Source organism: Rhizobium sp. 01L410, from assembly GCF_056400165.1.
Genome location: NZ_JBFTST010000006.1, coordinates 364984 through 385568, shown reverse-complemented (window position 1 = coordinate 385568; position 20585 = coordinate 364984). Strand labels below are relative to the sequence as shown.

Sequence of the window (20585 nt, the reverse complement as noted above, 5' to 3'; positions counted from 1 at the left end):
TCATGCTCCCGGCCGGCGCTGCTGCATGGCCTGGATGACGGCCTGCTTCGGGCCATCGGCGATGATCTTGCCCTTGTCGATGACGATCAGGCGGTCGACCAGCTCCAGCATGCTATGGCGATGCGTGGCGATCAGCAGCGTGGTTTCGGCACCGAAAGCGCTCGACAGCCGCGAAATCAGGTGACGTTCGGTGGCAAGGTCCATGGCGCCCGACGGCTCGTCGAGGAAGACGATCTTCGGCTTGGTAAGCAGCAGGCGGGCAATGGTCAGCGCCTGCTTCTGGCCGCTGGACAGATTGGTGCCGCGCTCTCCGACCGGCATGTCGAAACCGCGCGGATGATTGCCGACGAATTCATCGACGCCGGTGATGCGGGCGACTTCGAGCAGCTCTTCATCCGTCGCGTCGGCCCGGCCGATCAACAGGTTTTCCTTGACCGTGCCGGAGAACAGATCCGACGACTGGCCGGCAACCGCAACTGCCGAGCGGACTTCCGCCATGTGATACTGGCGGACATCGACGCCGTCGATCAGCACGCGGCCGGATGCAGGCGCAAACAGACCATCGAGCAGGCGCCCGAGCGTCGTCTTGCCGGAGCCGATGCGGCCGATGATGCCGATCTTCTCGCCCGGGCGGACATTGAAGGACAGGCCGTTGATAACAGGGTGATCCGAGCCCGGATACTGGAATGCGACATTCTGGAAGCTGAAGCTGCCCTGAGTGATCTGCCGGTTGACGAAACCAACGGTCGAGGGCCGGTCGTCCGGCTGTTCCATGATCTTGTCGAGGATGCGCAGCGACATGGTGGCCTGGCGGAAGCGGGCCAGCGTCATGGCGATCTGCCCGAGCGGGGCACCGGCGCGGCTCGCCAGCATCACGGTGGCGACAATGGCGCCCATGGCGATGCGGCCCTCGGAGAATTCATAGGTGCCGGCAATGACGATCAGGACGCTGACCATCTGCTGGATCAGCATCGTCAGGTTGATGGCATTGGTCGAGACGTGCTTGATCTCTTCGCTGGTGCGGCTCGAATATTTCGTCAGCTCCTGCCAGCGGCGCAGCATGGTGGCTTCGGCACGCAGGCTCTTCAGCGTCTCGATGGTCGAGATGGTTTCGACCAGCAGCGACTGGCGGCGCGATGCCTCGTTGGCGGCGGTTGCCATGCGCTTGCCGATCGCCGCCTGCGCCCAGAGGCCGATGACAACGGAGGCGACGAAGGCAACAGCCGGAATGACGACGAGCCAGCCGGAAATGAGGTAGATGACGAACAGGAAGATGAACACGAACAGGCTGTCGATCAGGACGCCGATGGTGTTCGAGGTGAAGAATTCGCGGACGAACTCATATTGCGTGACACGGTTGGCATATTCGCCAGTCGACATCGGCCGCGAGGCGAGCGTCGAGTTCAGCACCTTATCGAAGATCATCTGCGACAGACGCAGGTCGGCCTTACGGCCGGCATAATCGATCAGTGACGAACGCGCTGTCTTCAACAGGAAATCGAAGAGATAGGCGAGCGAAATGCCGGCCGAGAGAACCCAGAGCGTCGGGATCGCCTTGTTCGGCAGGACCCGGTCATAAACGTTCATCGTGAACAGCGGCGAGCCGAGCGCAATGAGATTGATGAACAGCGCTGCGACCATGACGCGGACATAGGTGCGCCAGTACGGCGCCAGCGTGCTCGACAGCCAATGGCGCTTCTCGATCTCGACGGCATTGCCGACGAGCGCCTCTTCCGAGGCGTTCTGATAATAGAGCGTGAAGGCAAAGGCGGCTTGCGGCTGGAGGCTCGCAAGCTCCTGGCGCGTCAGACGGATCGGCTGGCCGGCGATGGGCACGACGTCGGTGATATAGGAGCCGTCTTCGGCGACTTCGAGCAGCGGCAGCACGCCGCCATCGGCAAAGGCGACGATCGCAGGACAATCGAAATTGCCCGAGCGGCAATCGCGCTCTTCATGCCTGATGACCTGCAGCCCGATCCGTTCGGCGATCTGCTCGATGTCGTCCAGCTCCAGCGACTCGGTGACTTCATCCGGAAGTCCGGAGAAGAGCACCGTATCGGAACTGGGACGGCCATAGAACGCAGCCACGGATTTAAAAGCGGCTTTGAATGTCTGCAGCGGGGTGCCGCTGGAAGTCTCGAGCGCTACGTTCAGCATTGTTCCATGGCCGTTTGGACTACTGCTGTCGAATTGGCGCCAGAAGATCCAGAGGCATGCCGGCCTTCTGCGTAGACTGCAGCTCGACATAACCCGGATTTGCGACGCCCGCGGGGACAACAAACTCTTCCCGCGCATAAGCCTTGGACTGCTCGACCGGCCGCAGCTTCATCGTCTGAAGCAGATTGCCGGAGGCAGCCAGGATCTTGTACTCGGCAAACAGCGAGGCAACGCGCGCCGTGTCTGCCAGAACTCTGGTGTTGAAATTGGTGTTCTGCGCGTCAAGCACGTCGAGCAGCGAACGCTGGCCGACACCGAACTGCTGACGGTAGGATGATACGAGCTGGGCGTTGGTCTGCGCCTGCTTGCCGAGGATGCCGGCAAGCGTGCCGCGGCTGACGCGCTCGTTCCAGGCGGAACGGACGGACTGCTCGACTTCGCGCTGCACCTGGGCCAGCGCATAACGCTGTTCACCGGCGCGGCGGATCTGCTCCTGCTCGCGGGCGGTATCGATGCCGCCGCGATAAAGGTTCCAGCGGGCAACGACGCGGACCTGATAGTCGTTGGTGTTGCCGTCGTCGCCGTCGATGTCATCGCCGACGCGGGCGGTGCCTTCGAGATCGACCTTCGGCAGGTAGTTGGCGCGGGCGCCACGCACGCTGGCGTCAGCCGCATCGATATCGGCATTGGCCGAGTAGATGCGCGGGCTGTTCTTGGCGGCGATGAAGACGGCGTCATTCAACGTCTTCGGCAGGAACTTGGCAACCGACGGCGGGGTTGAGGCATTGGTGATCGGCTCGCCGACGGCCTGGAGGAAGCGGATGCGGGTGGCTTCCAGCTCTTCCTTGGCTTCCTGCAGACGGGCTGCAGCAGCCTGCTGACGCTCGACGCCCTGAAGACGGTCGGCATCGGTCAGCGTGCCGCCCTTGATGCTCTGCTCGATATTGCCGAGGATCTGGCTGTGGAAGCCGACGTTGTCCTGCGCGGCCTTCACGATCTGACCCTGCAGGATGTATTCGAGATAATCCTGAGTGACTTCGAGGGCCAGCGCTTCGGAACGCTCGAGAACGCGGAAGGAAGCGCCATCGACGCGAGCAGCCTGCTGCTCGACCTGCGAACGGCGGGCACCGCCGTCGAACAATGTCTGAGTAACCGTCAAACCAACTTCGCCCGGCGACAAGTAATCGTGGTCGGAGGTCAGCGTGCCTGTGCTGGAATTGGACAGTCTGCGGCGGCCGGCACCGGCCTCCAGATCGACCGACGGCAAGTAAAGACCCCGCGCCTGGCGGAGCTCAAACTCCACGGCTTCGCGATCTTTTGCAGCCTGCAAGATTTGCGGGTTCGTCTTCATCGTCTTCTCGACGGCCTGCTGCAAGGTCATTGCATCGGCATTCATCGAAAACGCGAAGCTGAAAGCAACGGTGGCGGACAGAGCCGCAAAAATTCTTTTGCCTTTAAACAAGACTGATGCCCCTCAACATCTGAGATTCTCCGGGCGAAACCCATATACCGAAGATGTTCTTCAGCAAACAAGTATCACCAACATTTCCACACTCCAACTGCAGTGCAGGACAATCTTCCGAAGACAGTTAATTCACAGGGATCAGCTACTAAAGGAACAATTTTACAGGATTTTTTAATCCTGGATTCTCCCGCAGCTGATTAGCTCATTGTACGTTTTTCAACGGACATTGCGCACCATGAATTTCCGAAAGAGTTACTCCCAAGCAACAGTAAGAGCTCTATGGACGGCCACAACCGGTGCATTGGGATGCCTCGCCGGGTCCGTTGGTGCTTTACTTATCTTAAACCTTCTTCTGCCGGACCAACCATTTTTGGTAGGTTTAATCAGTACATGCTCAATTTCTCTGTTTGTTGCATTTCCGCTGCTTGCCGCAATCGGGATCAAAAATGGTGAAATCCGGAAGCTACACGAACGGATTAATTACACCGCCCGCCACGACGCCACGACGGGGGCTCTGAACGGCACTGCCTTTGCCGCATCCGTCGAGCATTACATCGACCGGCGCAAGCGAATCTCGACCGACACAGGCGGCATCATGATCGCCGCCGTCGTCGATCCGCTGGATGCCATCAGCCGCCGCTACGGGCCGCAATGGGCCGATACGGTGATGCAGTCGCTGGCGGCGATCATCCAGTCCTCGGTGCGCAGCGGCGACCTGGTGGCCAGGCTTGCGACCAACGAGCTCGGCATCTTCCTGCCGGGTGCCGCGCCCGAAAGCGCCCTCGACATCGCCAACCGCATCCGCGAACGGGTGGCGGCGGCCGCCTTCGCCGCCGACGAGAACCCGCTCTCCATCGACCTGAAACTCGGCGGCGCAATCTTCGACGGCCCGGCGGAATTCAACCGTATTCGCCAGATGGCGGGAGAGCTCGCCATGGAAGCCGGCGGCGAGGACGAGCCGATCGCGATCGGGAGATTGCCGGCTGCCTGAAAGCAGAAAAGGCGCTTTCGCGCCTTTTCGATTGTTTTAGGTGACGACGGCTTAAGCGTTGCCGTTCGTCTTCAGCGCGATCTCGTGATCATGATCATAGAGGAGACGGATCTGCGATCCCTGATCGACATGAACGCTCACAAGGTCGTGCCATCCGGTGTTGCCACCAAGGTTTACGCTGATGACGGTATTGCCATTCGAATTGGTCGCCTTGAGCGCAGCGGTCGCTTCGCTCTCGCTAGCATCATGACCAAGAAGGTTATTCAAAAGATCTGATACGTCGAGCTTATCGCCGTTCACACCGTTGCTTCCATTATAGTCAGTGATGACGTCTCTTGCATCGAGCTTGTTCAAAGCTTCAGCGTCGATAAAGAAGGTATCACTGCCCGCCCCGCCAGTCATGGTGTTGAGGCCAGCTCCGCCGTGGAGCTGGTCGTTACCGTCGCCACCATAGAGCTTATCGTCACCAGCACCGCCGTAGAGTATATCGTTGCCGGCATCGCCGTACAGATTATCTGCACCGTCACGGCCATACAGCGTGTCATCGCCTCCGCCACCATAGAGCTTGTCGTTGTAGTTGGAGCCGATGAGCAGATCGTTTCCGCTGCCAGAAGGCCATTCTCCGAAAAGCTGGCTGCCATTACCGGTATCAGCGACAAAGATCTGCGGAGTATTGTCCCCGTAGAAGTTATGGCCGGGAGTAGAGGTATCGATATAGAACGAACCACTCTGTTCCGTGCCGATATCAACGTGAGATGAGACCTTTACAGCCGGATTATGGCCATCGGACACATAGTAGTCGAAAGCAGTGCTGTGTCCGGTCAGCGTTACGTTTACCGTACCGTTGTTGATGACACTCCCAGTAGCGTCCGTGATGTGCAGCTTATCGCCATCAGTGTCTGTGTCGTTCCAAAGCAGAGCTTCAACAGGGATGTGAACCTGACTGGAACCTGCATTGGTGTAGATGGTTTCCGAATGGGCGGATGGAGGCGCATTCGGGACCGTCACATCCAGATGGAACGTCTGCGCCACTGGTACCGAGCCGTCCTGATTGCCATCCTCGACCTTGACGTCGAAGTGAGCAGTGTTCCCAGCCGAGTTGTCGTGGACGAAGGTGACGAGACCAGCCTGGAGCTGCTCTGATGTGAAGGACAGCGACGACACGCCACCAACCTTGATAAGGCCGCTCACCTGGTTCGAGACCTGGAACGCCACCGAGGTGTTGTCCGGATCCGTGAAGAACACGTCAGCCGTCGTCAGCGTATAGCTATGGCCCTTCTCGACCGATGCCGCGAGATCACCGGTCAATACCGGAGCGTCATTGATCGGGATGATATGGACGCTCGCCGTATGCGCAACGCTGTCTGCCTGGCCGTCGTTGGCAACGACCTGAACGATGCGGTCCGCAGTGCTCGGGTTGTCGCTGGTGTTCTCGTAAACGACACCCTTCAGGATCGTTTCGTAGACCGACGTCGCTGCAGTGCCCGTGATCGAAAGCGTGCCGTTTACAAATGCGACATTCAGATGCGCGGTGTTGGCCGCATTCTGTGCCGTGGTGTTCAGCGACAGCGTGTCGTTTGCACCGTCAGGCGAAGTCGTGAACTTCACCGTGAGCGACGCAAGCGTCGAGCTGTCGACATCCTTCAGGCTGGCCTTATCGAAGATCCACTGCGGCAACTGCTCGACCGCGGTACGGGCTGCATCATTGCCAGCCGTTGTCGTGTCCAGATCGATGGCCGGAGCGTCGTTGACCGGGTTGACGGTGATCGTGAAATCACCGCTGTCCGTCAGCGCCGTACCACCGAAATTGCCATGATCGTCGAGCGTGTAATGGACGCTGACCGGACCGTTGAAGTCCTGATCCGGCGTGAATGCGATGCCGTTGAGATTGCCGGCGCTGTGGTTATCACCGCGCAAGAGTGTGTTCAGGAGCGCATAAGCGTCACGGGAGCCGTTCGAGTCAGCGGTCGTCGTGATCGAGATCGTGTGGCCGTTGTCCGAGGTCACGATGTTGAAGCCGCCGCTCAAACCGTCAGAGGACGCCGCAAACTTGCCACCTGCCTCGACATGGAGCGTCAACGTGACCGTCTGTGTCACGCCATCGCCCTGATCCGGATCGGAAGCAACCCAGTTCTTGGCGCCGGTTTCGGCAAAGTAGAGCGGGGTGTCTTCGTTGATCGTGAAGCCCGTGGTCTGGCCGAGAGCCAGATGCGGCGCGTCGTTGACCGGGGTGACGTTGACGGTCACCGTCTGGACAGCCGGGGCGCTCGCCGGCAGGCCGTCATCGCCCATGTCGTTGTAAGACAGGGTGATCGTGGCCGCGCCGTTGAAGTTGGCGTCCGGATTGAATGTGATGCCAGTGCCGTGATCCGAGTCCGTCAAGGCGTCGATCGGACCGTTCTTGCCCGCAGCGCCTTCGACCACGATCGAGTGGCCGGTGTAGGAGCCATGGCCACCATCGGCAACGGCGACGCCGTCAACCGACAGAACCTTGAGATCAGGATACTGGGTCAGATTGACTGTGACCACACCATGGTTCGACGCGATCGTCAGCTGGCCCGGCGTGCCGCCGTTTACGCTGCTGTCGTCATCGAGGTTCTCGAATGTGATCTTCGTGTCGCCCACGCTTTGCGGCGTGAAGGCGAAGGCATGGTCTTCGGTCGTCGTCACCGAGAAGTTGTTGTAGGCAGTCGGCGCATCGTTGGTGCCGGTAACATTGACGGTCATGCCGAGCGGAGCGCTAAGCCCGCCATCGGCATCCTCGACAACGATGGCAATGTGATGCGTCTCGCTGGCTCCAGTATGCTCATCCGTGTGGAAGATGATCTTCTGCAGGATAGCCTTCACCTCGGCTTCGGTCATCATGTGGCCGTCGGCCGCAGTGATAACCAGCGTGTTGGTCGACTTCTCGCTCTGGGTGATGATGATCTCACCGTTGTTGAGCTTGAGGCCGCCCTGATCCGACTGCCGGATGAACAGGCGATCGCCCTCGTCCGCTGTAACGGTGACCGACTTGTAGCCCGCATTGTGGACGTCGGCGTCGGAGACCGCAAAGCCGTTTGCAGACGAGAAGATCTTGTATCCGTCGAGCTTGCCGATGTTCGAACCGTTCGGCTCGACATAGTTCGCCGTCATCAGCGCGGCCGTGACGACCGGAGCGTCATTCGATCCGTGGACGGTAACCGTCACGGTCTGCGTGGCAGTCGCGCCATATTCGTCAGTGACCGTCGCAGTGAAGGTCTGATCGACACTTTCGCCGGCGCCAAGACCCTGCGTTGCCGCCAATTTGTCGTTCAGCGTGTAGACCCACTTACCGGTGGCAGCATCGATCGACATCGTGCCGTAGGTGTTCGGGCCGCCGATCGACCATGTCAGCGTGTGGTTCAAGTCCACATCGGTTGCAACGAGTTGACCATGCGCCGCCGAGATGTAGCCGTGCTGCTGATCCCAAGTGCCGTCGTTGGTGCTGTCGTTACGGCCTTCGTAGTACGGACGATCGAGAAGGTCCGGGTCGGCCTGGGTTACAAGCGCCTTGTAGTGGTCGAACAGCGCCTGATCGGTTCCGTAGCGCTGCGTCAGCGCGTAGGTCGTCAGATTGCCGAGCAGGTTGTCATGCAGGGACTGCAGGCGATCGGGCAGCGTGTCCGCATCAGCACCGTCCGCCGTGTACTTGGCGACGATATCCGTAAGAGGCGCACCGCCGTCCTTCAGATACTGAACGTAGGCCAGACCAAGCTGAGTAAAGGCCTGGTTGATGTTGACCTGGTTTGCGCCTGCCGACGTATAGCGGTCATCCATCGCGTCCCAGAGAACGGTGATCGCCGCTGCCCGGTTTGCGAGAGCGTCGCCGGCGGGAAGATCATAGCCGATCGCATTCAGCGCTGCATTGAAGTTTGCAGCCGTCGGCGCGGTGGTGACCAGGGTGATCGCTGCCGCGGCGGCGCTCGAGAGTGCGATGTGCGAGCTGAGGCCACCGCCATTACCGGCTTCGGAAATACCCGCGATATCGCCTGCTTCCGTCACAGAGGCCGTTGCCGGACCGCTGGTGATCACAGGGGCGTCGTTCGTGCCGGTCAGCTTAACCTGCACGACCTGGGTCGCGGTGCCGCCATGGCTATCGGTGACCTGCACCGTATAGCTGATGATCGATTCCCAGCCCTTCGGCAGGAAGTCGAATGCTTCGGTGCCGGAGTTGAAGTTCCAGTGGATGTCGCCGGAATGTGCGCCACCGCTGATGACCGCGCCGCTATCGACGCTGAAGAAGCCCTTCAGCTGATCTGCGGTGAAGTGGCTCTCGATGCCCGAGCCCGTTGCCGAGACACCGGAAACCGAGACAGTGACGACATCATTGTTGTCGACGTCGGAGACGCTCAGCGTGCCGTTGGCAGAAAGACCGGCATTGCCTTCCGTCAGGCCCACGAAGTTCGTATCGCCGTTCTCCAGCGAGATAACCGGAGCGTCATTGGAGCCGTGGATCGTCAGCGTGATCTGCTGCGTATCCGTGGCGCCATGCTCGTCCGTTACCGTTGCGGTGAAGGTCTGCTGGACCGTTTCGCCTTCGTTCAGCCCCTGCGTTGCAGCAAGGCCGTCATTGAGGGCATAGACCCACTTGCCGGTCGCCGGATCGATGGAGATCGTACCGTAGGTGCTCGGACCAGCAATCGACCAGGTCAGCTGGGCGCCGTGATCGACGTCCGTCGCGACGAGCTGCCCGCCGGCAACCGGCACCAGACCGTGCGCCTCATCCCAAGCGAGGGCGTTGTTCGCCGTGCCTTCATAGCCACCGTAGATCGGGCGGCTCAGCAATGCGTCGAGGCCGTTGTCATGCAGCAGATCGAGGATTGCCTGATAGACGGCCGGAACCGGGATTGGGTTGGAACCTTGGCCTGCACCAAGCAGCTTGTCGATCAACGACGGGCCGTCGAGGTTGCCGAGCAGGTTGTCATGCAGAGACTGCAGACGATCCGCAACAGTGCCGGCATCACCACCATCGGCCGCGTACTTGGCGATGACGTCGAGCAGTGGCTTGCCGCCAGCTTCGAGATACTTGGCATATTCGACGCCGAGGCGTGCCGACATTTCGTTCAGCACATTGTTATAGTAGCCGCCGTTGTCGTCGACATAATCCCAGACCGTGGCAATCGCGTCGGCGACGCTAGCCTTCGGGCCGATCTGCTGCTGCACCTGCGCCAGCAGGTCGTGCATATCGACACCGCTGACAAGCTTGCTTGCCAGGAAGCTGTCGATATTGACGGTGGGCTCGAAGCGGCCGTTTGCAGCCTGGTCGGCGCCGATGGCGTCGAGGTTACCCTTTTCGAAGACGTCGGCGGTGACATCTGAGGCAGTAAGGTTGATGACGGGCGAGTCATTGGTGCCGACGAGCGTGACGGTGATATCGCGATACGTGGACGATCCATGGCCGTCATCGACGGTGACGCGGAAGGTTTCGATCTTGGTTTCGCCAGCCGCAAGCGGGTTCAGAGCCGCATCGGTGACGTGGTAATTCCAGGTCACGAAGCCATTGCCGTCATTGATGGTTTCTTCGCTGACGGAGGCGGTCAGAGTGCCAAGATAGTTGCCACCCTGGGCCTGGACGCTGACCGTGTGCTTGTCACCCTGATCGTCGTAGATCCAGAAGCCGCCGCCGTTATAGCCGGCATGGCCAGCAGGTGCGTCAAATTCCGTACGATCGGCGGTAGAGCCGGCACGCGCGTCGTTCTCCTGATACTCGGTGATCGTGCCGGTATCCGGGAAGCCGACCGAGGTCGAGACAGCATCGTTCGAGCCGGTGATCGTTACCTGATAGACCGCTGACTTGCTGTCGCCGTCGCCGTCGGTGACCTTGAACGGTACCGTCAGCGTTGCGACTTCGCCTTCGCTGAGGCCGTTGAAGCCCCAGCCCGGATTGATCGTGAAGATGCCGGTCGCAGCGTCATAGTGATAGGCGCTGGAAGGCAGGTTGATCGTCGTACCGCTCGGCGTGGCGATCGTCACATGATCCGTATCGAAGCTTACAGTGCCCTTCTCGTCGTTGCCGAAGGAGAAGTCCGTCCCCTGCGCAAGATGGAAGGAAACAACACCGCTGTCTTCGCCAGTCGTGGCGTGGAAGACCGGAACATCGGTGCCATGGGTCAGGCTGACATTGGCGAGATACGTGCCGGTATTGTCGTTGCCGTTGCCCACTTCCTTGAACGTCAGCGTGTTGGTGCCGCCGGCAGCCGTCAGGTTCAGCGTCTGGCCGACCATCGAGCCGGTCGGCTGGACCGTGCCGACGAGCGTGCCATTCCAGTAGACTTCAAGCTTGGACGAACCTGCATCCGGCGAGCCGGCTTCGAACGTCAGCTTGTAGGTATCGCCGGAGGTCAGGCCGGTGATATTCTGCGAGATCTGGATGTTGCCCGGCGAAGCGCCGAGATCGACCATCGGCGAGCCGCCTGTCGCATGCATGCCGAGATAGTTATCGACAACACGCTCAAGCTGGACGCCCTGCTGGCCAGGAACGGTACCTTCGATCTTCCAGCCGGTGGATTCCGTCGCCCACGCACCCCAGGATTCCGGGTGAGCCCAGGTGCCGCCGGCGAAGTTGCCGTTGGCGAGCAGGTTTGCAGGCTGCAGCGAGCCGGTGATCACAGGCACGTCGTCGGCAACGCTTACCGAGAAAGGCTGGTCGACATAGTCGCCGTCGCCGTCGAAGACGCGGGCGACGAGGTTGAGAACCAGCGGGCTGTCGCCTGCCGGATGGTCGAGGTTCTGGAACAGGGTGGTCGCGAAGCTGCCATCATGGAGCACAGCGACGATGAAGACCGGCGTGTCGGCGCTCTCGCCATGCTTGAAGGCCACGATTTCCTGATCGACGCCATTTGTCGTGCGGACGAGGTAGTCCAGAGCGACGCCATCAGAGGTCAGGCCGGCATTGATGATCGGATGCCCGAGAGAGTCGCGACCGATCTCGACATGCGTTCCCTTGTTGTCAGCACCGATATTGACATGCAGCGAACCGAAGTCGCTCGAGACGCGCGGCAGGCCTGTTTCCGAAAGGTGGCCGGTGTCCGCAGCCGACACGATCGTCGGCTTGTCGTCGTTGATTTCGACGCGGACGATGCTGGTCGTGGTGTCGCCGTCGCCGTCACGGAAGGCGACCTGGGCATCGACGCGCAGCTGATCGATCGCGGAGCCGTTGGCAAGCGCGACGTGGTCGACCGGGCCAAGCAGCTTCGCCGTGACCGTCGTGCCGTTCGCGGCAAGCTCGATGACGGTATGGCTCGGATCACCGACATAGCCGATGATCTTGGTGCCGTTGTCCGTAAGCGCGAAGGTGATCTTGGCGCCATGCGAGGTCAGCGACGACAGATATGTCGCGCCCGGGCCACTGAGCGTGAAGTCGACATTGCCGGCATCGCCAGCGCCGATATCGAGATGAACGCGGCCGGTGAAGCTGGTCTTGCCAGCGCCGTCGGCACCGTAGTCGATCGAGAAGCTCTTGGACTGCGTATCCGGCGTGGCGCCGTGGATGCTGCTTTCCTTGACGGTGATGTAGCGGTCGACGTCGAGAGCAACCGGCGCATCGTCGCGGATGTCGACCTGCACGGTACCGGTGTTCCAGGCCGTCTTGTCGCCGTCGCCATCGGTTGCGGCGAAGTCGAAGACCAGACGCAGAGCATCGGATGCACCGGTGCGGGCTGCATCGGGATGATCGATCGAGGCGAACTGGGTGAAGGTATAGGCGCCCGTTGCCTGGTTTGCCGAGAATGTGAAGACCGGATGGCCAACATCCGTCGTGTAGGCCGTCAGGACGATCTGGCCGCCGACAACAGCAGTTGCGTAATGAAGCGCAACACCATGCGACGTCAGAGCCGGGTAGCCTTCGCCGTCCTGGCCGTTCGGCGTCATGTCGATCGCCGTGCGGAATGCCAGATCGGTGATCTTGGCGCCGTCTGCACCCTGCGTGAAGACCAGCGTGCCCGTCGCCGACTGGGTGATGAACACGCCGTCGGCCGTGCCGTTCTCGGTGACGACGCTGGTGCCGGACCAGCTTGCCGTCGGCACGTCATCCTTGATCGTGACTGTGAAGTCGCCGGTCAGCTTGTCGTTGTCGCCATCTATCGCCGTGTAGGTGATCTTGATGTTCAGATCGTCGGCACCCGACGCGCTGTGCGTGGTATTGTGCAGCAGCGTGAAGGTGTAGGTGCCGTCGCCGTTCAGGGCGACCTTCCACGAACCATCACCGGCCGTCAGGGTCTTGGCGTCACCGTTCCAGGAAGCATTGGCTGCAGAAAGCGAAATCTTGCCGCCGTCCGCGCCAAGCGCGATGTCGAGGTTGCCGTTGACAGACAGATGCGCCGCATCCGGCGAGCTGCCATTCGACAGGTCGTCTTCCGCCAGCGAAACGTTCGAAACGCTCTTGAGAACCGGAGCATCGTCCTGGAACTGAATCTTGTTGCCGATGTTGACGAAGTCGGTCGCCTTGTCACCATCACCATCGGTCACAGTGACGACAGCGCGGATGGCGTTATCGTTGATCTTGACAACGTCATCGGCATTGGTGCCGTCGGTGTGCTTGATCGACAGATATTCGACTGTCGACAGCTTGCCATCCTGAGGGTCAATGGCAATCGCCAAAGCCGCCTGTCCGGTCGTTGCCAGACCAGCTGAGGCGCCGATGCGGCCGACAATGATACCATTTTCGTTGAAGAGGTAGATTTTCTGGCCTTCGGTCGTGGTCAGGCCGCTGTTGACGCCGCTGCTGCTGAGCGAAAGCGAGTAGGCGACGCTGCCGGCGCCGTCTGCGCCAGAGGCGATCGACGAGGAAACGACGGCCGACGCGCTCTGCGCATAGGCTAGCGGAGCGCCGGCATTGTCGGCATCGTGGCCGATATTCGAGACGCCGCTGAAGACGGAAAGCGCGGAGGTGTCGTTCTGCTGAAGACCGGTGCTCTCGTCAGCGATGACCTTGACGCCGGTGACCGACAGATCGACTGACGGACCATCGTCGAGGAAACGGATGCCGGACGAAATGTCCGCCGAGTCAGAGGCCTTGTCGCCGTCGCCATCGGTGACGGTCAAAACAGCCCGCACGGTCCCGTCCGCCAGCGAAACGCTGTCGTTGGCGTTGTTGGCGTTGCCATGGTTCAGCGACAGGTACTCGACCGTCGATACCTTGCCGTTCGCCGGGTCGATGGCGATTGCAATCGCCGCCTGGCCTTCGGCACCGCCGACACGGCCGACGGCAATGCCGCCTTCCATGTAGAGATAGATGTGCTGGCCGTCGGTGGTCATCAGACCGGAGTCGGCACCGTTGACGATGGCGAGCGAGTAAACCTTCGCGCCAGCCGTGGCTGCGCCGTCGACACCGAAATTGGTGCTGTCAACGAGTGCACCAACTGCGGACTGGGCGTAGGCAAGCGGTGCACCGCCATTGTCGCTGTCATGGCCGACATTGGCGACGCCGCTGAAGACTACGAGCGGGTTGGTATCGTCGCTGAGGATCTGCTTGCCTGCCGTCTCGTCGGCCGTAACGCCGAATACGAACGGCGTACGAGTAACCGAGACGCTCGGGCCATCATCCTGGAAGCGGATTTGCTGCGAGATGTCGGTACCTGCCGAAACCGTATCGCCATCGCCGTCCTTGGCGGTGACGACTGCCGTTATCGCGCCGGCCTTGATAGCGACCTGATCGTTCGCATCCAGCGGATTGTCATTGTGCAGCGAGACGTACTGGACAACGCTAACCTTGCCGTCCTGGCCGATCGTGAGGGCGAATGCTGCCGGGTCGTGGGCCACAGCGGCGCTCGAAACCGGGCCCTCGTTGACGTCATACCGGCCGACGATGAAACCATTCTCGTTGAAGAGATAGATCTTGTGGCCGTCGGTGGTGGTCAGGCCGGAGTCCGAGCCGTTGACGACGGAGAGTGCGTAGACGACGGAACCCGAAGCGGCGGCGCCGTCGGCACCGAAGTTGATCGACGGCGTGACGACGGCCGACGCGCTCTGCGCGAAGGCGACAGGAATGCCGAGCGTCTGCGGGTCATTGCCGGCATCGTGGATGCCGCTGAAGAGGCCAGCGAGCTGAAGAGACTTCAAGATGCCGGCGTCGTCCGCCTGTGCACCGACGCTTTCGTCGGCGACGACGGTCACACCCGAGGATGCAAGCGAGACAGCCGGAATGTCGTCGGTAATGACGATGTTGAAATTGCCGGTGATGCTGTCGTTGTCGCCGTCGGTCGCGGTGTAGGTGACGTCGATAGACAGATTATCGACGCCTGGGCCACCGTGGGCGGTGGCATGGACGAGGTTGAAGGTGTAGGTGCCGTTGTTGTTCAGCACGATGTTCCACGAGCCGTCCTGGGCCGTCAGCGTATGCGTGCCGGCATTCCAGGTCGCGCCGGCGGCCTGAAGGGCAACATCGCCGCCATCGACGCCGAGCGAAATGTTGAGGCTGCCGGTCGCCGAAAGGTGCGTGCCATCGGGCGACGTGCCGTTCGAGAGATCGTTTTCGAGCAGGGTCAGGCCAGTCGAAACCTGGCCGTTCACAACCGGAGCATCGTCGCGGAACTGGACCTGGCCGCCGATGTCGATCGACTTGGTGGCGGTGTCGCCGTCATAGTCGGTTGCGGTAACGACGGCTGCAATCTTGCCGGTGAGATCAACGAGATCGTTCGGGTTGCTGCTGATCGGATGCTGGATTGCCTGGTACTGGGCGATAGAAACGCGTCCGCCGCTGTCGATGCTGATTGCAAAGACTGCCTTGCCATGCTCGTCACGGCCAACGATGAGACCGTTCTGCATCGAAAGCGTGATCGCCTCGCCTGCGGTGGTCTTGAGACCGGAGTCGGCGTTGGTGACCGCAAGCGTCAGCGAAACCTTGCCCGGCTCGTCGGCACCGGCGCTGTAGCCGTAGTTGACGATCGCTTCGCTTTCGCGGGCATAACCGAGCGCGGAAACGTGCTCGCTGCCTTCGAGGCCGGAGAAGATCGAGCGGACCTGGTTGCTGTTGGTGTCGTCGCTGTTGGAGTTGACGCCGAAGGTTTCGTCATGCGTGACAATATGACCGGTCAGCGAGATCGAGACCGTCGGGATGTCGTCGGTGACCTTTACGATCAGCTTGCCGTCGAGCGTGATGCTGTCGCCGTCGCCGTCGGTCGCCTTGATGACAGAGCCGAAGTCGATGCCGGCGACCGTGCCTTCGCGAGACTTCAGGTCATTGCCTGCACCTGGAGCGTGATCGAGCTGGTCGTACTGCTGGTACTTGAAGCTGCCGTCGCTGTTCAGCGTGATCGACAGGACCGGCCGATCGAAGATCGGGCTGTAGCCGCCGCCGTTGTTATTGACGAAGCCAAGAATGGTGTTGCCGATGACGGTATAGGAGAGTTCGCCACCCTTGGACGACAGGTGCATGTTCGCGAGTGTCGATGCCGCATCGCTCGTGAAGGAGAACGCGTTCTTCGCAGCCGAACCGTCGGCGCCAAAGGCGACCGTGGCAGCGACAGATCCACTTACCGTCGAAGCAAGGCCGAGACCGAAGAGAGCGAGCTCGGACGATGAGCCGTCGGCCGTGCCGTCGATGGCGCTATTGCCTTGAGAGCGCACATTGAAGATATCGCCTTCGTCGGCGGTCACGGTGACCGAGTTGGTCGAGAGCACCGGAGCGTCGTCGCGGAACTGGATCTTGCCGCCGATATCGATCGACTGCGTGGCGTTGTCGCCATCATAGTCAGTGGCGCTGATGACGGCGGAAATCTTGCCGCTTAGATTGACCAGATCGTTGGCATTGCTGCCATCGGGATGCTGGATCGCCTGATATTGAGCAATCGAAACGCGGCCGGAGCTGTCGATGCTGATCGCAAAGACGGCCTCGCCATGCGCATCGCGGCCAACGACGAGGCTGCCTTCTTCCGTCAGCGTGATGGCTTCGCCGGAAGTGGTCTTCAGGCCGGAGGTGGCGTCGGTGACGTCGAGCGTCAGCAAAACCTTGGCAGGCTCGTCTGCGCCAACGTTGGTGCTGAAATTGACGATCGCGTCGCTTTCGCGGGCATAACCGAGAGCCGAGACGTGCTCGCTACCTTCGAAGGCTGCGAAAATCGAGCGGACCTGGTCGCTGGTGGTGTCGCTGGTGCCTGCGTCGTTGCCCGAGGTTTCATCATGCGTGACGACGTTGCCGGTCAGCGAGATCGAAACGACTGGTGCGTCGTCGGTGACGGTAACGACAAGCTTGCCGCCTATGACGATAGTATCGCCGTCGCCGTCGGTTGCCTTGATGACCGAGCCGAAGTCGATGCCGGAGATCGTCGTCGAGCCCGACTTGAGGTCATTGCCTGCACCCGGAGCGTGGTCGAGCTGGTCATACTGCTGGTACTTGAAGCTGCCGTCGCTGTTCAGCGTGATCGACAGGACCGGCCGATCGATGATCGGGGTGTAGCCGCCGCCGTTGTTATTGACGAAGCCAAGAATGGTGTTGCCGATGACGGTAAAGGAGAGTTCGCCACCCTTGGACGACAGGTGCATGTTCGCGAGTGTCGATGCCGCATCGCTCGTGAAGGAGAACGCGTTCTTCGCAGCCGAACCGTCGGCGCCAAAGGCGACGGTGGCAGCGACAGATCCACTTACCGTCGAAGCAAGGCCGAAACCGAAAAGCGCCGGCTGAGAAGAGGAACCATCGGCCGTGCCGTCTTTGGCGCTGTTGCCATGCGAGCGCAAATTAAAGATATCGCCTTCGTCGGCGGTCACGGAGACGATCGTGCCCGTCGCAACCGGAACGTCGTCGTTGACCTTGATCTCCAATGAACCGTTGGCGGTGTCGCCATCACCATCGGTGACCTGGAAGCCAATCTTGATCGACAGGTCTTCTTCGGTTGCGCTGTTGGTGCCGTGAGCCAGCGGGGCCGAAAGTTCAAAAGTATAGCTGCCGTCCGTATTGACGGTCAGCGTGAACACGGTTGCGTGGCTGACAGCGCCGGTCGCTGTCAGGGTCGTCGAGCCGTCTTCATTCGTCGTCGTTGCATAGGTCAGGTTTTCAGCAACGCCGTGACCGTTGACATCGTGGATCGCCTGCAAAGCGGCGGGCGGGGTGAATGAAATGGAGCCTACACCATCGGCGCCGGCAGTGAAGAGCACACCGGAATCACCCTTGACGTGGGTCGGGTTGCTGGCACCCTCTGCGCTATTACCAGAGAATACAGTCTGGCCTTCGTCCTGTAGCGTGGTCCCCGCGGTTACGTTGCTGGCAACCGGAACGTCGTCGTTGACCTTGATCTCCAATGAACCGTTGGCGGTATCGCCATCACCGTCGGTGACCTGGAAGCCAATGTTGATCGACAGATTTTCTTCCGTGGCACCGCTCGTACCATGAACCAGAGGCGCCGAGAGGCTGAAGTTGTAGCTGCCATCGGCGTTGACGGTGAGAACGAATACGGTTGCATGGCTTACGGCGCCCGTGGCCGTCAGGATCTTGTTGCCGTTCTGGTCAGTCGACGTGGCATAGGTGAGGCTCTCCGCAACGCCGTGGCCGTTGACCTCGTGGATTGCCTGAAGGCCTGCAGGGGGAGTGAAGGAAACAGAGCTGACTCCGTCGGCACCTGCCTTGAAGAGAGCGCCTTCACCACCGCTGGCGGAGGTCGAGTTGGTTACGCCCTCTTCCTTGTTGCCGGGAAAGACGGTCTGGCCTTCATCCTGCAGCGTGGCCGTTGAAGTAATGATGCTTGCGCTCGGCGCATCATCATTGACGCTGACCGTCAGCGAGCCACTCGACGTGTCGTTGTCGCCATCGGTGACGGTGAACCGTACGGTGAGCGAGAGGTCTTCCTCTACGCCTGTGTGCCCAGACTGGACGATCGGTGCGAGGACCTTGAATTCATAAGAGCCGTCCGCATGGACGATAAGTGTTGCAACGGTCTGACCCGTCGCAGCGCCGGTTGCCGTGAAGGTGGTATCGGTGCCGCTGACGGACGGGTCACCCCAGGAGACCGATTCCGTGTGTGCGAAACCGTCGGTGCCCTTGTAGACGGCGCTGAACGATTGCTGTTCTCCGCTGAGGACGACGCTCTTGAAGCCATCAGCACCCGGCGTGAAGAGCGAACCCGCGCCGCCGGCAACGGACGTCACGCCACCTTCGGCATCGACATTACCCGGGAAGACCGTCTGATTGTCGTCCTGCATGACAGCGTCATTCGTCGCCTCTTTCGCGACCGGAACGTCATCATTGACGGTGACAGTGAAGTCCGTGCCTACGGTATCGCCGTCTGCGTCCTTGGCGACGACGTGGAAGGAAAGATCGATCTGGGTATCCTGGGAGCTGCCTTCGGCGAGCAAGAGCACCGGGGTCTCGTCACCTTCACCGCCGGCGGGTGCCTGGGTGTGGGGATGATCGATGCTGGTCAGCAGCTGGAAGGTGTAGGAGCCGTGCGCAGAGGTCGGGTCCAGCGTGACAACGAAGACATCGGTGCGTACCGCACCCTCGCCTTCGCCGACCGTGTAGCCGGTCAGCGTGTGGCCATCTGCAGAGATTTCGTACTGGATGGCGAGGCCATGCGAAGTCAGGCCGCCAGGTGCGTTCTTGGCATCAAAGGTCAGGTCGCGATGAGCGCCGTTGTCCGCACCCCACTGAACGCCGAGGCCGACATCGCCGGTGGCAACCTTGCCATCCAGAAGGTCGTGTTCGCTGATCGTACGGTCATCGCTCGCACCACCCAGGTTGATCGACGGGCCGTCGTCACGAATGTCGATCGACGCATTGCCGGTGACGGCGTCGCCATCCTTGTCGGTGACGGTGTAGGTGAAGTTCAGGCGCAGCGCATCGCTGGCGCCGGACTGGTTGAGGTCCGGATGGTCGAGCGGGCCGTATTGGGTGAAGGTGAACGCACCGGTCGAGATGTCGGTGACTTTGAGTTCGAAGACAGTCACCGTATGGGCGTTTTCGCCTTCGCCGACGATTATCGTGCCGGTGATGGTCAGGCCGTTGACGGTCACGGTTACGGCGTGGCCATCCGAGGTCAGGCCACTGAGCGACGTGCCAGCGCTGCCGCCTTCTTCGTCGACATCGGTACCACCGGTGTAGTTGATGGCAGTGACGACGCCAAGGTCAGCGCCCGAGAGGAAGCCGAAATGGCCCTCGAGCGTATTCTTTTCGAAGTTGCCTTCGCCGTCAGAACTCTCCGTCAGCACCAGCGTGTCGGTGAAGGTGATGGTCGGCTGGTCATCGAACAGCTCCTCGTCGCCATTAGGCGTACGGTCCGGCTGCTGCGTATCAGCCAGCAATGCCGCCAGCTCGGTCGGCGTGTCGTCGCCGGGCTGGAGGCTGTCCTGGAATTCCGCACCCGAGCTCGGGGCTGCGGCCGAGGCGCTGTCGCCACCGTCTGGGCCGGCGGCGACGTTGATGTGGCTGTCGTTCAATGCGGCGATGACGGTGTCGCGCGGCAGTTCGACTTCGCCGATCAGGAAGGTCGGGACATGGGCTGCGCCGTTGATGATGACGATCTCGGTGCCATCGGGCTGGACCAGTACCAGATTGGCACCCTCGATGCGGATGTCGTCGAGCGAGACGTTGGCCGCGAGGTGGGCGACGTTGTTCTGATCCGGAACAACTTCATTCGGATTTGCCGAAGCCTGCGGAGCCGCCGGGGCGGCTTCGACGCGGTCGGTCTTCGGCGACTGTTCGCCGGCCGGTGTCTGATCTGTCGTCTGCGAGCTCTGTGCCTGGGCAAGCTCGACACGCTCGACCTCAGGAAGCTTGGCCTCTTCGCGTCCTGCAATTTCGTGAACGTCCGAGATCATCTCGTGAGAAGCGTGCTCGCCGTCGACGTTCGAATTACGCAGATCTTCGATAGACATGACTTTACCCCAATGAACAATTGAGGTGCAATCAATTACGCGGGAGGTCTAATTGCAATACTTCCTTAACCACCAAGATATAGCCGATTATGCTTCCACCCAAAAATGTTCAGGGACGGTTAACCTTGGAACGGCCTTTTGGGGTGAGAA

4 protein-coding genes are annotated in these 20585 nt (G+C 60.8%); 1 reads left to right on the top strand and 3 read right to left on the bottom strand.

The window, feature by feature from the left end:
• Both AC1DV9_RS16140 and AC1DV9_RS16135 read right to left on the bottom strand, forming a co-directional pair.
• On the bottom strand, positions 1–2157 hold the full coding sequence (locus AC1DV9_RS16140; protein WP_112386349.1) for a type I secretion system permease/ATPase: 2157 nt from the start codon (positions 2155–2157) through the stop codon (positions 1–3).
• A 19-nt stretch (positions 2158–2176) separates the two neighbouring features.
• Positions 2177–3538 carry a TolC family outer membrane protein gene (locus AC1DV9_RS16135; protein ID WP_112386508.1) on the bottom strand — a complete coding sequence of 454 codons (1362 nt, stop codon included), beginning with the start codon at positions 3536–3538 and terminating at the stop codon, positions 2177–2179.
• A 319-nt stretch (positions 3539–3857) separates the two neighbouring features.
• Between AC1DV9_RS16135 and AC1DV9_RS16130 the strand changes: the two genes are divergently transcribed.
• The gene (locus AC1DV9_RS16130) at positions 3858–4613 is read left to right on the top strand and encodes a GGDEF domain-containing protein (RefSeq protein ID WP_112386350.1); all 756 of its coding nucleotides are present in this window, start codon (positions 3858–3860) and stop codon (positions 4611–4613) included.
• Positions 4614–4664: 51 nt separating this feature from the next.
• Here AC1DV9_RS16130 and AC1DV9_RS16125 read toward each other — a convergent pair whose 3' ends face one another.
• Positions 4665–20435 carry a T1SS-143 repeat domain-containing protein gene (locus AC1DV9_RS16125; RefSeq protein ID WP_477949036.1) on the bottom strand — a complete coding sequence of 5257 codons (15771 nt, stop codon included), beginning with the start codon at positions 20433–20435 and terminating at the stop codon, positions 4665–4667.
• Positions 20436–20585 lie beyond the last annotated feature (150 nt).

Excerpts from the sequence above, each read along its gene's own strand:
- AC1DV9_RS16140 (WP_112386349.1), bottom strand. The coding sequence starts at position 2,157 with ATGCTGAACGTAGCGCTCGAGACTTCCAGCGGCACCCCGCTGCAGACA.
- AC1DV9_RS16135 (WP_112386508.1), bottom strand. The coding sequence starts at position 3,538 with ATGACCTTGCAGCAGGCCGTCGAGAAGACGATGAAGACGAACCCGCAA.
- AC1DV9_RS16130 (WP_112386350.1), top strand. The coding sequence starts at position 3,858 with ATGAATTTCCGAAAGAGTTACTCCCAAGCAACAGTAAGAGCTCTATGG.
- AC1DV9_RS16125 (WP_477949036.1), bottom strand. The coding sequence starts at position 20,435 with ATGTCTATCGAAGATCTGCGTAATTCGAACGTCGACGGCGAGCACGCT.